The organism is Acidovorax sp. NO-1, from assembly GCF_000238595.1.
Lineage (GTDB): Bacteria > Pseudomonadota > Gammaproteobacteria > Burkholderiales > Burkholderiaceae_C > Acidovorax.
The window spans coordinates 1-15,557 of the sequence record NZ_AGTS01000159.1; the positions used below are offsets into that span (position 1 = coordinate 1).

The 15,557-nt window shown below is 64.8% G+C and carries 12 protein-coding genes and 1 pseudogene; 6 read left to right on the plus strand and 7 right to left on the minus strand.

Annotated features, from left to right (window positions below; all coding sequences use genetic code 11):
* Positions 1-1,521: site-specific DNA-methyltransferase (locus KYG_RS22565; protein WP_008907256.1), on the plus strand; the 1,521-nt coding region annotated here is incomplete at its 5' end.
* A 32-nt stretch (positions 1,522-1,553) separates the two neighbouring features.
* Positions 1,554-4,259 carry a DEAD/DEAH box helicase gene (locus tag KYG_RS22570; protein ID WP_008907257.1) on the plus strand — a complete coding sequence of 902 codons (2,706 nt, stop codon included), beginning with the start codon at positions 1,554-1,556 and terminating at the stop codon, positions 4,257-4,259.
* Between the two features lie 298 nt (positions 4,260-4,557).
* Here KYG_RS22570 and recJ read toward each other — a convergent pair whose 3' ends face one another.
* The gene (recJ, locus tag KYG_RS22575) at positions 4,558-6,273 is read right to left on the minus strand and encodes a single-stranded-DNA-specific exonuclease RecJ (protein ID WP_008907258.1); all 1,716 of its coding nucleotides are present in this window, start codon (positions 6,271-6,273) and stop codon (positions 4,558-4,560) included.
* A complete protein-coding gene (locus KYG_RS22580) occupies positions 6,270-7,226 on the minus strand; it encodes a phosphoglycerate mutase (RefSeq protein ID WP_008907259.1) in 957 nt (318 codons plus the stop codon). Before KYG_RS22580 ends, recJ begins: the two co-directional genes overlap by 4 nt.
* Positions 7,227-7,306: 80 nt before the next feature.
* Between KYG_RS22580 and KYG_RS22585 the strand changes: the two genes are divergently transcribed.
* Together KYG_RS22585 and lolD are read left to right on the plus strand one after the other, a co-directional pair.
* Positions 7,307-8,560 carry a lipoprotein-releasing ABC transporter permease subunit gene (locus KYG_RS22585; RefSeq protein WP_008907260.1) on the plus strand — a complete coding sequence of 418 codons (1,254 nt, stop codon included), beginning with the start codon at positions 7,307-7,309 and terminating at the stop codon, positions 8,558-8,560.
* A gap of 149 nt (positions 8,561-8,709) precedes the next feature.
* A complete protein-coding gene (gene lolD, locus KYG_RS22590) occupies positions 8,710-9,396 on the plus strand; it encodes a lipoprotein-releasing ABC transporter ATP-binding protein LolD (RefSeq protein ID WP_008907261.1) in 687 nt (228 codons plus the stop codon).
* A gap of 54 nt (positions 9,397-9,450) precedes the next feature.
* Here the strand turns inward: lolD and KYG_RS22595 are convergent, their stop codons facing one another.
* From KYG_RS22595 to KYG_RS22615, 5 genes and pseudogenes are all read right to left on the minus strand, one after another.
* The gene (locus tag KYG_RS22595) at positions 9,451-9,699 is read right to left on the minus strand and encodes a hypothetical protein (protein ID WP_008907262.1); all 249 of its coding nucleotides are present in this window, start codon (positions 9,697-9,699) and stop codon (positions 9,451-9,453) included.
* 37 nt (positions 9,700-9,736) lie between these two features.
* A complete protein-coding gene (locus tag KYG_RS22600) occupies positions 9,737-10,711 on the minus strand; it encodes a VWA domain-containing protein (RefSeq protein WP_008907263.1) in 975 nt (324 codons plus the stop codon).
* A gap of 131 nt (positions 10,712-10,842) precedes the next feature.
* A pseudogene (locus tag KYG_RS22605) lies at positions 10,843-11,857 on the minus strand (DUF58 domain-containing protein).
* A 22-nt stretch (positions 11,858-11,879) separates the two neighbouring features.
* A complete protein-coding gene (locus tag KYG_RS22610; protein ID WP_008907265.1) occupies positions 11,880-12,887 on the minus strand; it encodes a MoxR family ATPase in 1,008 nt (335 codons plus the stop codon).
* 35 nt (positions 12,888-12,922) lie between these two features.
* Positions 12,923-13,864, minus strand: coding sequence for a S1C family serine protease (locus tag KYG_RS22615; protein WP_008907266.1), 942 nt, complete (start codon positions 13,862-13,864; stop codon positions 12,923-12,925).
* Positions 13,865-13,973: 109 nt separating this feature from the next.
* Between KYG_RS22615 and KYG_RS22620 the strand changes: the two genes are divergently transcribed.
* Entirely contained in the window at positions 13,974-14,798 is an 825-nt protein-coding gene (locus KYG_RS22620; RefSeq protein WP_008907267.1) for a TatD family hydrolase, read from the plus strand.
* A 114-nt stretch (positions 14,799-14,912) separates the two neighbouring features.
* Complete coding sequence (locus KYG_RS22625) at positions 14,913-15,479, plus strand: DUF2062 domain-containing protein (RefSeq protein WP_008907268.1); 567 nt, start codon at positions 14,913-14,915, stop codon at positions 15,477-15,479.
* The last annotated feature ends 78 nt before the right edge of the window (positions 15,480-15,557 follow it).

The following is a 15,557-nucleotide window of genomic DNA, read 5'->3' on the forward strand; positions in this document are numbered from 1 at the left end:
TTAAAGAGCCTGTTGCCCGAGTTCGAGGGCAAGGTGAAGTGCATCTATATCGATCCGCCCTACAACACCGGCAATGAGGGTTGGGTTTACAACGATGCCGTCAATGATCCAAAGATCAAACGCTGGCTGGGCCAGGTGGTTGGCAAGGAGGGGGATGACCTGTCGCGTCATGACAAGTGGCTCTGCATGATGTATCCGCGCCTGAAGTTGCTGCACCGACTTCTTCATCCGGAAGGTGTGCTGTTTGTCAGCATCGATGACGACGAGGCGCATACCCTTCGCTTGGTTCTGGACGAGATTTTCGGAAGACATGGAAGGCTTGCGACGTTCGTTTGGCGCACTGACGGCAACTTCGACAACCAAGCAAAAATTAAGAATTGCCATGAGTACATTTACATGTACTCCAAGTCACCAGACGCTTTCCCATATCCCTCGGTGGTCGATCCCGCCACGCCAGCGGATAGCAAGCTGTTCCGCCCCGTCATTCGAAACACCGTAGTGAAAAACGGTACGAAAAACCCGCCGTCAAAGATCACTCTACCGATCGGTTTCCCCGCAGATTTCGAGGCAGGGACGATCGCCCGAAGGACAGACAAGTGGCCGCACTTCTTGAACGCTGCCAAGGTCGCAGGCGGTCACTTGACTAATGAGGTCACCATCAAGAGCGGCTGGAGTTCGCTCGATATGTTGCAGGCCTTCATATCAAATGGTTTTAAGCCGTTGCTTGATCGCAAGCAGCAAGAAACTGTCTTCCGGCTCATGCCTTCTGGTGCTATCGAGAGCGTGAAGACACGTAAGCCGAGTCATGTCATCACTGTCTTGACGGGCCAAGGCAGCACCCAGGCAGCCTCGGTTGACTTGGCTGAGCATGGGATCACGTTTTCATACCCGAAACCGCGCAGCTTAGTTCGATATCTCATCAGCATGATCGATGACGAAGAATGCATTGTTCTCGACTCCTTTGCTGGCTCCGGCACCACTGCGCATGCTGTGCTCGATCTCAATCTTCAAGAGGGCGAGAGGCGCCGCTTCATTCTTATTGAAATGGAAAGCTACGCGTCTTCATTGACTTCTGAACGCGTTAAAGCGGCCATCAGCGGGGACGTCGATACGTCAGATCGACCTGCGCTCGGCGGCGGCTTCGACTACTACACCGTCGGCGAGCCGATATTCCTGCCTGACGAAAATCTCAACGAGGCCGTCGGTACTGACGCTATCCGCGCCTATGTGGCTTACAGCGAAGGCATCCCGTCTGACGATCAAACCACGGCGGAGAACCCGCACAGCCCTTACCTTCTGGGGCTGAACCGGGAAACGGCCTGGATCTTCCACTACGAGCCCGAAAGGGCGACCCGTCTTGATATGGAGTTTTTGTCGGGCCTGCGTTTTGGTGCCGATACGGGTGCCAGAAAGCCAGGCACGGTCATCATTTACGCCGACCGCTGCCTGTTGTCTGCGGCTTTCATGGCCAAGCACGGAATCATCTTCAAGAAGATTCCGCGCGACATCACGCGCTTCTGAGCCAGACCACCACCACAGGGAATAGCGACACCATGGAACTCAAGGATTACCAAGCGCGCGTACTGGTTGATTTGGCCGACTATCTGGACGCACTGGACCGCACGCCCAATCTGGCGCAGGCCTTCGCGGAGTATTGGTCCAGCCGGGGTGTGCGCGTGGGCAGTACCGGTGCGCAGGCAGGTATGGAGCCGTACAAAAACACGGTGCCCGGTGTGCCGCACATCTGCGCCAAGGTGCCCACGGCGGGGGGCAAGACCTTTATTGCGGTGAATGCATTGGAGACGGTGTTTACCGCGCTGACCAAGCGAAGCCCCAGGCGGCCCAAGATGGTGGTGTGGCTTGTGCCATCGCTCACCATCTTGGACCAAACCGTGCAGGCGCTGGGTAACCCCGAGCATCCTTATCGCAGGCGGCTTGACCAGTTGTTCCGCCACCGCGTGGCGGTGTACGAAAAGCGCGACTTGCTGATGGGCGCGGGGTTCTCGTACGACACGGCCCAAGAACAACTGTCGATTGTGGTGATGAGCTTTGATTCGCTGCGCGCCAAGAACAAGGAAGACCGCAAGATTTACCAGGAGAACGGCAATCTGGCCTCGTTCCTGCTGCCCGACCAGGGCGACGGCAGCGACTGGCTTTTGCCCGAGCATGACCCCTCAGCCCTTATCAATGTGATTCGCCGCATGCGGCCTGTGGTGGTGGTGGACGAGAGCCACAACGCAGAAAGCCAGTTGTCGGTGGAGATGATGAAGAACCTGAACCCGGACTTCATCCTGGACCTGACGGCCACGCCGCGCAACAACAGCAACATCATCAGCTTCGTGGATGCGCTGGCGCTCAAAAAGCAGCACATGGTGAAGTTGCCGGTGATCGTGGCCAACCGCAGCAGCAAGACTGAGGTGATGGAGGCCGCGCTGATTTTGCGGGGGCAACTGGAGGCTATGGCCCAGAGGGAAGAGGCTGCTGGCGGCAAGCACATCCGGCCCATCGTGCTGTTCCAGGCGCAGCCTCGTACGGCCGATGACAACACGACGTTCGAGAAAATTCGTGAAACCTTGGTGCAGTGGAAGGTGCCTGCCGAGCAGATCAAGATCAAAACGGCCGACATTAATGAACTCAAGGGCATCGACTTGATGAGCCGGGATTGCCCGGTGCGCTACATCATCACCGTCAACGCGCTCAAGGAAGGTTGGGATTGCCCGAACGCATACATCCTGGCATCACTGGCCGACAAAACGTCTGCCGTGGACGTGGAGCAGATTTTGGGTCGCGTGCTGCGCATGCCCCATGTGCAGCAACACAGCCATGATCTTTTAAACCTGTCGTACGTGTTTACGGCCAGCAATCGGTTCATGGACACCTTGCAAAGTGTGGTGAAAGGGTTGAACCGGGCGGGCTTTACCGACAAGGACTTTCGCGCGCTGGAGCAAGAATGCCTGGCCCCGGCTCCGGGCTGCGGAGTACCAGCGCCATCGCTGGGTTTGTTTGATGCCCTACCGGATGCGCAAGGTACCGATGCGCCAAGTCATGCCATTGACGAGTTGGATGCGAACGCTCTGGCGCCAGACTGGCAAGCCGCCGCCCAGTGGGACGAAAACGCAGCTCCTGCGGTAGCGGCTACAGGCGGGGATGCTTCGCCCTCTACGGCGTTTGTGGATCAAATCAAGGCGCAAGCCAAGGCGGAAAACCAGGCTTTTGAGGCCAAGGCGCAGGCTGCGGAAGAGGGCGTGACGCAAGAGCTGGAGGACAAGATGAATCGACACCGGTTGAAAGAACTGTTCCGCGACGAAGCCATGAATTTGGCGCTGCCGCAGTTTTTTATCAAAGTCCAGAACGGTGGTTTTTTTGATGCGGACCAGCCCTATCAAACCTTCGAGCGTGAGGAGCTTTTGAGGGATTTCCGCTTGTCGCAAGCCGACGCCACGATTTCCTTTGATGACGTGGAAACCGAGGTGTATCGCGTGGACTTGGAGCAGTTGGGCGTAGAGAACTATGCCCCCAAGGCCTTTAAGCTCGCAGTGAATGAACGCGCTCGGTTTACCGCTTACCTGCTGAGCCTGCCGCAAGAAAGCCAGATTGCCAATCTGGTGAGCCGCATCACGGAGTTGATCGGCAACATGTATCCCATTACGGACCCCGAGGTGAAGGAGTATGTGGGGCGCATTGTGGTTGGCATGAGCGCGGAGCAGATGCGAGACTGCATCGAGCGCGACGTTGCCTATGTGCGCAAGATCAAAAAGAAGATTTCGGCGCTGGCCGATGTTCACGCAGTGAAAGCGTTTACCGACCTGCTGGATGTTGACCGCATCGTGCTGCAGCCGGGGTTCAAGCTGCCCGAATCAATCACACCCAGCGCCAATGCCAGCGCAGTACCGAAGAGCTTGTATGTGACAGAGGCGGCCATGGGTGACTTTGAACGACGATTGATCAACGACATAGCCAACCTGGACAGCGTGCAGTGGTGGCACCGAAATCTGTCTCGGGGCAAGGGGTTCCGTATCAACGGCTTCCTCAATCACTACCCGGACTTCATTGTGAAGACCAAGGCAGGCAAGATCATCGCGCTGGAAACCAAAGGCGATGACCGCGACAACAGTGACTCGGAGCTGAAGCTCAAGCTGGGCAAACTTTGGGAGGCCAAGGCAGGTCGGGACTACCGGTACATGATGGTGTTCGACAACAACCCTATCGAAGGTGCAGAGCGGCTGTCAGATGCGCTGAAGAAGATTGGTCAGTTGTGAGGTTCAAAACATCCGCGGATGCATCGGTGAACTTTTGCATGAACGGTTGGCGGGTTTCCCGCCGGGGCCGATCGGCCGAATTGGGTGGGCTGCTGAGGAAAAGAGGGATTTGCTATTGAAAGCGTAGCTTGCGGCGCTTGTATTTCAAGCGCTGGAGGCCAATTTGGCTTGATAGGGACTGAGCGCCGTTTGCCTTGCCTGTGGAACTGGGAGAAGCAAGCGCCCTGGCTTCGACAGGCCCAACGCGCGGTGGCTGGGCATGCACCCATGGCCTCGGCGTTGGCCTGGGCGTGGAGCCCTACAGCTGCGCCCCCTCCACCAGAAACTGCACCTTGCGCTCGCCCTTCCATTCGTTCACATCCAGCCGGAAGGCCAGCAGCACGCGCGCAGGCAGCTGCTCGGTGTGACCGAACCAGATGGCGTCCACCGGGTTGCCCTGGTGGATGATCTTGATGGACAGGTGGTTTTTGGCCTCCCCCACCAGGCGCTGGCTCACGATTTGCACTTCTTCGCTGAAGGTGGGCGGCAAGAAGCCCTGGCCCCAGACCTCGCGGTGCAGGGTGTCCACGATGTCGGCGCGGCAGTATTCGGGCGCCAGCGGGCCGTCGGTTTCTATCTTGCGGGTGAGGGTGGCGGCGTCCAGCCATTCCTGCGCGACCTGGGCCAGCGCCTGCTCGAAGGTGTCGAACGCGTCGGCATCTACCGTGCAGCCCGCCGCCATGGCGTGGCCGCCAAACTTGAGCAGCACGCCCGGGTGGCGCTTGGCCACCAGGTCGAGCGCATCGCGCAGGTGAAAGCCGGGGATGGAGCGGCCGGAGCCCTTGAGCTCGTGCGCCTTGCCCGGCGCGCTGCTGGCGGCAAACACAAAGGTCGGGCGGTGCAGCTTGTCCTTGATGCGGCTGGCCACGATGCCCACCACGCCCTCGTGAAAGTCCGGGTCGAACACGCTGATGGCCGGCGGCGGCTCTTCGTCTTCCTGGAACAGGCTCTCGGCCATCAGCATGGCCTGGTCGCGCATGCCGCCCTCGATCTCGCGGCGTTCGCGGTTGATGCCGTCAAGCAGGCCCGCCAGCTCGGCGGCGCGGACTGCGTCGTCGGTCAGCAGGCATTCGATGCCCAGCGTCATGTCGGCCAGGCGCCCTGCGGCGTTGATGCGCGGGCCTAAGGCAAAGCCAAAGTCGAAGGTGGTGGCCACGGGCGCCTTGCGGCCGGCGGCGTGGAATAGGGCTGCAACCCCGGCAGGCATTTGCCCTGCGCGGATGCGCTTCAGGCCCTGGGCGACCAGGCGGCGGTTGTTGGCGTCGAGCTTGACCACGTCGGCCACGGTGCCCAGCGCGACCAGGGTGAGCAGCGGGTCGAGCTTGGGTTGGGTGGCGGCGTCGAAGTTTCCGCGCGCCCGCAGTTCGGCCCGCAGCGCCAGCAGCACGTAGAACATCACGCCCACACCGGCCATGGACTTGCTCTCGAAAGTGCAGCCGGGCTGGTTGGGGTTGACGATGGCATCGGCCGCGGGCAGCTCGGGGCCGGGCAGGTGGTGGTCGGTGACGACGACCGTGAGGCCCAGCGCCTTGGCTTCGGCCACGCCCTCCACGCTGGCGATGCCGTTGTCCACGGTGATCAGCACATCGGCCCCGCGCTCGGCCACGCGGCGGGCGATGGATGCGGTGAGGCCATAACCGTCCGTCACGCGGTCGGGCACCAGGTAGTCCACGTTGCGGGCGCCCAGCAAACGCAGGCCGCGCACGCCCACGGCGCAGGCGGTTGCGCCGTCGCAGTCATAGTCGGCCACGATGACGAGGCGCTGGTTTTGCGCGATGGCGTCGGCCAGCAGGCGGGCGGCGGTGTCAATGCCTTTGAGGCCCGAGGGGGGCAGCAATCGGCCCAGGCCGTCGTCCAGTTCGTCCTTGGCGCGCACGCCGCGTGCGGCGTACAGGCGGGCCAGCAGCGGGTGTACCCCGGCCTGCTCCAGCGCCCAGGCGGCGCGGGGAGGAATGTCTCTTGCTACTATTTTCATAGCTGGTTGCGCAGATCTGTAAAGCGCTGGGGCCTGAAAAGGCTTTGAAAACGCTGGGCCAGCGTGCGGGGGGCGGTGTGGAAGGCCAGCGTGTTGCGCTCGCCGCACAGGGTCAGTTGCACCGCCGCGCCGCTTTCGGCTGTGCGCAGCAGATCGGCCACCGGGCCTGCGTCCAGCGCCGTCCACGCAGCGGTCCAGGCGCGCCAGTCTTCGTTCAGTGCCGCGTCGTGCAAGGTGGTGGGCACCGTCGGTGCAGTGGCGGCAGAGGCCGGGGGAGAGACAAGAACGCCGGTGCCATGCACCCAGAACGAGTTGATCACCGGCAACCCGCGCTCCGAGCGCTCGTCGTTGAAAGCGTGGGTGTAAAGCAGCATCTGCATCTCGCTGTGCAGGCGATGCAGGGTGCGGGCCGCTTTCGCATCGGGCATCCAGGCGCGCACGTCGCGTTGCAGCACGCGCTCCAGCGAGGCGGTTGCCAGGTCGGCAAACAGCGGGCTGGTGGCCAGCCAGCGTGTGGGCTGGTCGTAGTGCAGGGTGATGCCGTCTTCGGCAAACCAGGGCGAGACGATGGCCAGCAGCGCGCGCGATGCGGCGTCATCCAGCGCGAGGTGCTCAGGGTTGCGCAGCGTGACGTGGTCGGTGCTGACCTGCCACTGGCAGGGGTTGACAAACGCCCAGGCGTCACTGCTGGGTGACTGGCCCTGCTGGTGGCGGTGCCACGCGGCCCAGGGGATGCGGCCGTCCTGCGCGGGCAGGCCGAGGGCGCACGCCAGGGCGCGTTCGTGGGGGGCGGAGAAGCTGGTCTCCTCGCCGCTGTCACTGTGGGTGGGATGGGGGCTGAGCCGGGCCAGGAGCCGGTCCAGGTGGGGCAGGGCCAGGCCCTGCAGGGCTTGCTGGCATCCGGTGGCTGCGCTGGCGGCGTAGGGAATGAGCAAATGGTTGGTGTCCGACATGGGCCTATTGTCCGGGATGCCACAATCTGCCCCGCCCGCGCCAGACATTCCGTCTGTTGCGGGCGCCACCTTATTGATCCATGCAAATCCCCTACGAACTGGCCCTGGGCTGGCGCTACACGCGCGCGGGCCGCGCCACGCGGCGCAACGGCTTTATCTCGTTCATCTCGGGCGTGTCCATGCTGGGCATTGCGCTCGGGGTGGCGGCGCTGATCATCGTGCTGAGCGTGATGAACGGTTTTCAGAAAGAGGTGCGCGACCGCATGCTCAGCGTGGTCTCGCACATCGAGATTTTTGCGCCCCAGGGCGCTGCGTTGGCCGACCCGGCGCTCACGCTGGCCGAGGCCAAACAAAACCCCAACGTGGTGGGCGCTGCACCCTTTGTGGCTGCGCAGGCGCTGCTGGCGCGCGGCGAGGACATGAAGGGCGCGCTGGTGCGCGGCATCGACCCGGCGCTGGAAGGCTCGGTGACGGACTTGGCCGCCACCAATGAAAAAACGCTCAACCTGCTCGTGCCCGGTGAATTCCGCGTGGTGCTGGGCGGCGAGCTGGCCCGCGCTTTGGGCGTGCGCGCTGGCGATGTGGTCACCCTCATCGCCCCCGCTGGCCAGGTCACCCCGGCGGGCGTGGTGCCGCGCCTCAAGCAGATGACGGTGGCGGGCACGTTCGATTCGGGCCACTACGAATACGACTCGGCCCTGGTGCTGCTGCACCACGAGGATGCGCAGCGCATCTTCCGCCTCGAAGGCCCCACGGGCGTGCGGCTGAAGCTCAAAGACCTGCACCAGGCGCGCGAGGTGGCCCAGCAACTGGCGGGCACCCTGAGTGGCCAGCTGCTGATCCGCGACTGGACGCAGCAGAACCGCACCTGGTTTGCGGCCGTGCAGTTGGAAAAACGCATGATGTTTATCATCCTCACGCTCATCGTGGCGGTGGCGGCGTTCAACCTGGTATCGACCCTGGTGATGACGGTGACCGACAAGCGTGCCGACATCGCCATCCTGCGCACCCTGGGCGCCAGCCCCAAAAGCATCATGGGCATCTTTGTGGTGCAGGGCGCCATGGTCGGCGTCATCGGCACGGCCGTGGGCCTGCTGCTGGGCCTGGGCATCGCGTTCAACATCGACGTGATCGTGCCTGCCATCGAGAAGGCGCTGAACGCGAGCTTCTTGCCCAAGGACATCTACCTCATCAGCAAGATGCCGAGCGAGCCGCAAAGCAGCGATATCGTGCCTATCGGCGTCATCTCGCTGATCCTGGCTTTTGTGGCCACCCTGTACCCCAGCTGGCGTGCCAGCCGCGTCAACCCCGCCGAGGCTCTTCGCTATGAATGAGAAACACCCCCCTGAGACGCTTCGCGTCTTCCCCCCGCTCTCGCATTGCTGCGCAATGCGGGCAGGGGGACGCAGCCAGCGCGGCGGGGCGGCCCTTGCGCGGCTGCCTTGGCCTGGCGAGCGCCAGTTTCATGCCATGGATATCTGAGATGAACACTGTAAATAACGCCGTGGTGCTCGAAGCCCGCGGCATCACCAAGCGCTTTACCGAAGGCCGTCTGGACGTGACGGTGCTGCAAGGCGTGGACCTGCAGATCCACGCGGGTGAAACGCTGGCCATCGTCGGCGCGTCGGGCTCGGGCAAGAGCACCCTGCTGCACCTGCTGGGTGGGCTGGATGCGCCCACGTCGGGCACAGTGCGGTTGAAGGGCGAAGAGATGTCTTCCCTCTCTGCCGAACGCCAGGGCCAGCTGCGCAACCAGCACCTGGGCTTCATCTACCAGTTTCACCACCTGCTGCCCGAATTCAGCGCGCTGGACAACGTGGCCATGCCGCTGCGCATTCGCCGCCTGCCGTTGGATCAGTGCCATGCCGAGGCAGAGCGTGTGCTCACCTCGGTGGGTTTGAAAGAGCGCCTGATGCACCGCCCCGCCGAGCTGTCGGGCGGCGAGCGCCAGCGTGTGGCCATTGCGCGGGCGCTCGTCACCCGGCCCGCCTGCGTGTTGGCGGACGAGCCCACGGGCAACCTCGACCGCACCACGGCAGACGGCGTGTTCGATTTGATGCTGCAGCTCGCGCGGGACCAGGGCACGGCGTTTGTGATGGTCACGCACGATGAATCTCTGGCCGCGCGCTGCGACCGCGTGGTGCGGCTGGTGCTGGGGCGGCTGAGCTAGCGCTGGGGGAACGCCGGCGGGAAGGCATTGCCGCCCGCCCGCCGGGCCTTGCACTCAGAGGCCGAGGATCTTTTTGGCTTCGGCCAGCGACTTCATCGAGTCGTCGTGTTTGCCCGCCTTGTGCTGTGCCTCGCCATCGGCGCGCAGCTGTTTGACCTTGGCGGCGTTGTCGGCCGTCAGGCTGGGGTTGGTGGCCAGCCTGGCGTCGATGGCCTTCATCTCGTTGGGGCAGTTGTGGGCCATGGCGGCGCCCGCGGCCATGGAAAGCAGCACCAGGGCCGAGGCCCGGATCAATGAACGCATGAGAGTCTCCTGGGGTTGGAACATGTTGCCGACTTCACTACATCACCCTCCCGTACCACCACACCGACAGCGCCGCCGCCAGCAGGGCCAGCGCAGCGCCGGCCAGGGCCAGCAGCGCAGAGATCTCGGTCTCCTTCTTTTCCACCGTCAGCCGTGAGCTGAGGGTTTCGTACACCTTTTTCAGGTCGGCCGCCGTTGCGGCATGGAAGTATTCGGCGTTGGTGCGGGTGGCCACGGCCTTCAGTGTTTCCTCGTCCAGCCGCACGCGCATCGACCAGCCCTCGAAGCCAATGGTTTCGCCCTGCACCGTGCCCACACCCACGGTGTACACACGCACGCCGCGATCAGCGGCCCACTTGGCGGCCTCCAGCGGGTCCACGCCGGTGGTGCGCTGGCCGTCGGTCAGCATGATGATGGCGGCGGAGTTGTACGAGCCCGGTGCCACGGGCGTGAAGCTCTTGGCCGGGTCCTGCTTGCCGATTTCGTCGATGGGCTGGGCACGCATGGCCTGGCGGCCCCCCAGGGCGGAGATGTCGATGCCCGCGTCCGGAAAGATGGTGGCCAGCGACAGCATGATGCCGTTGCCCGTGGCGGTGCCGCGCTGCAGCTGGAAGCTGTCGATGGCTTTGACGAGGTCCTCACGGCTTTGCGTGGGCAGCTGGGCCAGTTGCGCGCTACCGGCAAACGCCACGATGCCCACGCGCACGTGGCGTGGCAGCTCGGCAATGAAGGCCTTGGCCGCGTTCTGCGCGGCCGTCAGGCGGTCGGGCTCCACGTCGGTTGCACGCATGCTGCCCGACACATCCATGGCCAGCATGATGGTCTGGTCCTGCGAGGGCAGGGTGATCACCGCCAGCGGCCGTGCCGCCGCCAGCAGCAGGGCCACCAGCGCCAGCAGGAACAGCGCAGGCGGTATGTGGCGGCGCAGACGCTGGCCGGGGCCCATGGCCTCGCGCACCAGCGACAGGCTGGAATAGCTGAGCGCGTTTTTTTGCGGCGATGCAGAAGCCACCAGTACAGCAGCACCAGCACGGGGACTGCCAGCATCAGCCAGAGCAGGGTGGGCCAGAGAAAAACCATGGTGGCGTGTCCTAGGGGTGCATGGGTTGGGGTGGGCGGTGGCGCGGGCTGTAAAGGGCGGGGTCAGGCGGCCACCGGCACGGAGGCCCATGGCAACGACGGGGTCGGGGGGCGGCGCACGCGGCGCTGGCGCATGTCCATGAAGCGCAGCAGCGCGTCCACCAGGTCGTCGTCGGTACACAGCTCCAGCGCGTCGGCGCCAGCTTTGGCCAGGCCCTCGCGCAGCACGGCTTCGCGCTGGGCGGCCAGGCGTGCAAAGCGGTGGCGAAAACCCGCGTCGTGCGTGTCCACCTGCAGCTGCTCGCCGCTTTCGGCATCGCGCAGCGTCACCAGGCCCACGTCGGGCAACTCCAGCTCCAGCGGGTCGAGCAGGCGCACGGCCACCACATCGTGGCGCTGCGCCAGCTGGGCCAGGGGCTTTTCCCAACCGGGTGCGCTGATGAAGTCGGACACCACAAACACCGTGGAGCGGCGGCGCAGGTTGGCCAGGCCGGTTTGCAGCAGCCGGTGCAGCTCGGTGGCGCCCCCCTGGGGGGCCTTGCCGTGCGCGGGGGCGGGGGCGCCAGCAGCCGGTGCACCAGATGCAGCACATGGGCGCGGCTGCTGCGGGGGGCAGCACGGTATCTACGGCGCGGTCTGCGGCGTTGCCCGCGCCGTAGAGCATGGCGCCCACCCGGTTGCCATGGCGTGTGAGCAGGCGCGACAGCACGGCCACAAAGCCGGTGAGGATGTCGCGCTTGGCGTTGCCCTGGGGCCCGAAATTGATGGACGGGCTCAGGTCCAGCAGGAACCAGGCGGACATCTCGCGGTCTTCGGTGAACACACGCACGTGGGGAATGCTCAGGCGCGCAGTCACGTTCCAGTCGATGTGGCGCACATCGTCATGGGGCTGGTATTCGCGCAGGTCCGCCAGATCCAGCCCCGCGCCGCGCATGAGCGTGCGGTAGTCGCCCTGCAGCAGACCATCCAGCCGGCGGATCACCTTCCATTCGAGCTCGCGCAGCAGCCGGTCGGCCTGCCCGGGCAGGGTGGGCAGGGTTCGGGGCGCAGCGTTTGGGGCGGACGGGGTGGGGCTCATGGTGGGGGCGCTCGGCGGGTGTTCAGGCGGCTTTCTTTTCGTGGTGCAGCGGCCGCGCAGGCGCGGGCACCTTGGCCATGATGCGGGAGATCAGTGCGTCGGCGTCCAGCCCTTCGGACAAGGCCTCGTACGACAGTGCCACACGGTGGCGCAGCACATCGGCGGCCAGGTCGGTCATGTCTTCGGGCAGCACATAGTTGCGCCCGCGCAGCATGGCCAGCGCCTGGGCGCCCTCGGCGAGCGCAATGGTGGCACGCGGGCTGGCACCGCAGCTGATGTAGCCGGCCAGGTCCTTCAGGCCGTGGCGATCGGGATCCCGGGTGGCAGCCACCAGCTTCACGGCGTATTGCAGCATGGACGGGTCTACATACACCGTGCGGCATTCGGCCTGCAGCGCCGCCAGCTGTGCGGTGGTGGCCACGGGCAGCACCTGCACGGGCACATCGAGCGCGCGCTGGGCGATCACGAATTCTTCCTCCTCGGTGGGGTAGCCCAGCAGCACCTTCATCATGAAGCGGTCCACCTGCGCCTCGGGCAGCGCGTAGGTGCCTTCGGTCTCGATGGGGTTTTGCGTGGCCATCACCAGGAAAGGCTCGGGCACCTTGTGCGTTTCTCCCGCAATGGTCACCTGGCGCTCCTGCATCACCTCCAGCAGTGCGCTTTGCACCTTGGCCGGGGCGCGGTTGATCTCGTCGGCCAGCAGCAGGTGGGTGAACACCGGGCCCAGCGTAGTGCTGAATTCGCCGGTTTTCTGGTTGTACATGCGCGTGCCCACCAGGTCGGCGGGCACCAGGTCGGGCGTGAACTGGATGCGCTTGAAGCTGCCCTGGATGGTGTTCGCCAGCGTCTTCACCGTCAGCGTCTTGGCCAGGCCAGGCACGCCCTCGACCAGCAGGTGGCCCTGGGCCAGCATGGCGACCATGACGCGCTCCAGAAAGCGGTCCTGGCCGACCACCACGCGTTTGACTTCGTAGAGCACCTGCTCCATCAGGGTGGCGGTGGCGGCGGTGGGCGACGTGATGGGTTCCATGGTGCTCCTTGGGGCGGTTGGACAGAAAGATGCCGTCAAAACGGCGGCATGCCCACGGCCGAGGCCGCGTTTTCAATAGGTACTGCGAATCCGATGCCGATGAAGGTGCGTGCCGGCGTGGGGTTGAGAATGGCGGTGACAATGCCCACCACCTCGCCATCGAGCGTGATCAGGGGGCCGCCGGAATTGCCGGGGTTGGCGGCCGCGTCAAACTGGATCAGGTTGCTGAGCTGGCGCTGCCCCTCGGGCGACGTGAACTCCCGCTTGAGCCCGGACACCACTCCCGCCGATGCCGAAGGCCCGATGCCGAAGGGAAAGCCCACTGCGACCACATGGTCGCCTGCGCGCAGATCCTGGGTGGAGCGCAGGGGCGCGGCCTCCAGGTCGTCGGGCACCTTGTGCGCCTGCAGCACCGCCAGGTCGTTCTCGGGTTGGGCGCCGGTGATGCTGGCTGTGGTTTCCAGCCCGTCGTGGAAGGTGACGGTGATCCGGTCGGAGCCCGCCACCACATGCAGGTTGGTCAGGATGATGCCCTTGTCCACGATCACCACACCGGTGCCCACACCCCGTTCCACCTCCTGCTTGCCGTTCTTGCTGCGGCCATAGCCCACCACCCGCACCACCGACGGGGCAATGGCGTTCGCCGCCCGCGCCGCGGCAGACGGCGGCGTGGTGGTCTCCAGAGTGCGCAGCACGGCCGCGTCGATGTCGTCCTGGGTGATGCGGCGGGGCCCCGGGCGCTGGTGCAGCCACAGGCTGTACACCAGCAGCGCGGCAAGCAGCGCAATCAGCGTCCAGAGAACCCTGACGTGGCGTTTGGAAAGGCTGGTGGTGGCGACTGCCGGGTTGGCGGGCGCCACGGGTGCAGGCGCATCGTGGCCGCCTGCAGGCGCTTGCGGCGCGCCCCCGCTGGCGGCCGACTCCTGCGCAGGGCGGCGGGCGGGGCGGGAGCTGCTGTAGAGGGCGGGCCGGGGCATCCTGTCACCTTTTCTACGGATAACACCACTCCAGGTGGCGCACGGTTTTTACGTTAGCACGGATCGCCGGGAAGTGCACTTGCAAGGTTTCATGGGGCATCATCCCCGCATGACTGCCTGGATAGACACCCATTGCCATCTGGATGCGCCTGAGTTTGACCCCGACCGCGACGCCGTGCGTGATCTGGCGCGAAGCCGGGGCGTCATCCACTGCGTGATTCCTGCGGTGGAGCGCAGCAACTGGGCCGCCGTGCGCGGGCTGGCACACCGACACGGCGACAGCTATGCGCTGGGCATCCACCCCCTGTACACGGGGCATGCGCTTGACGCCGATCTGGAGCTTCTGGAGCACGAACTGACAGAGCAACACGCAGACCCGCGGCTGGTGGCCATCGGCGAGGTGGGGCTGGATTTTTTCGCTCCTGGTCTCGATCCGGACCGCCAGGAACGGTTTTACCGGGCCCAGCTGTCGCTGGCCCGCCGCTTTGACCTGCCCGTAGTGCTGCATGTGCGGCGTTCGGCCGACCGCCTGCTCAAGGGCCTGCGCGAATTGCCCGTGCGGGGAGGCATTGCGCATGCATTCAACGGCAGCCTGCAGCAGGCGCGTGCGTTTGTGGGCATGGGTTTCAAGCTGGGGTTTGGTGGTGCACTCACCTTTGACCGCGCGCTGCACCTGCACCGCCTGGCCACTGAGCTGCCCCTGGATGCGCTGGTGCTGGAAACCGACGCACCCGACATCCCGCCCCACTGGTTGTATGCCACCGCTGCCCAGCGCGCCGCCGGACTGCCGCAGGGCCGCAACACGCCGGGCGAATTGCCGCGCATTGCCCAGGAGGCCGCGCGCCTGCGCCACCTTTCCCTGGACCAGCTGGCGCAGGCCACGCGGGCCAATGCCGTGCAGGCGCTGCCGCGGCTGGCGGCGCTGGGGATTTGAAAATACCTGCGAGAGATGGCGATTTTTGCAAAGGGGCAATAGGCGCTGGGTAGGATGCAAAACTTGGCGGGGGTGTTGCCCCCAGAATTTGTTGGATGATGTTTTGAAGACCCCATGAAACAACGCCTGCTGGGCCTGATGCCCTCCCCCGAAGCGCTGCGCGGCAACCGCTGGTTGCGCTGGCTGGGGCCAGCATTGCACCACCCTCGCCTGTGGCACATGAGTCGCCGGGGCATCGCGCTCGGGATGGCGCTCGGCGTGTTCTTTGGTCTCCTCATCCCTATCGCCCAGATCCCGTTTGCGGCCGGGGCTGCCGTGGCGCTGCGCGCGAATGTGCCGGCTGCGGTGGCAAGCACGCTGGTGACCAACCCGGTCACGTTTGGCCCCGTCTACTATGCGGCCTGGCGCCTGGGCAGCGCCATTCTGGGCGACCCGGTGCTGCCGGGGCAGGAGCTCCCCTTGCCCGATGACGTTATCGTCGAATCACCCGAACGCAGCTGGTGGGAGACCCTGGTGTTGCGCCTTCGCAGTGTGGGCAAACCGCTCATGCTGGGGCTTGCGCTGGTGGCCACGGGTGTGGGGTTGTTGACCTACGTGCTGGTGACGTGGATCTGGTTTGCCAAGGTGAAATGGTCGCGCCACAAGCGGCGCGCCGCACCCGGCCGGGCTGCCGCGGATTAACCGCCGCGAGCATGCACGCCCTCGCCCCTTCCTGTTACCCACCCGCTGTGCAACGCGGCCCGCTCTTTGCCTGCAGTG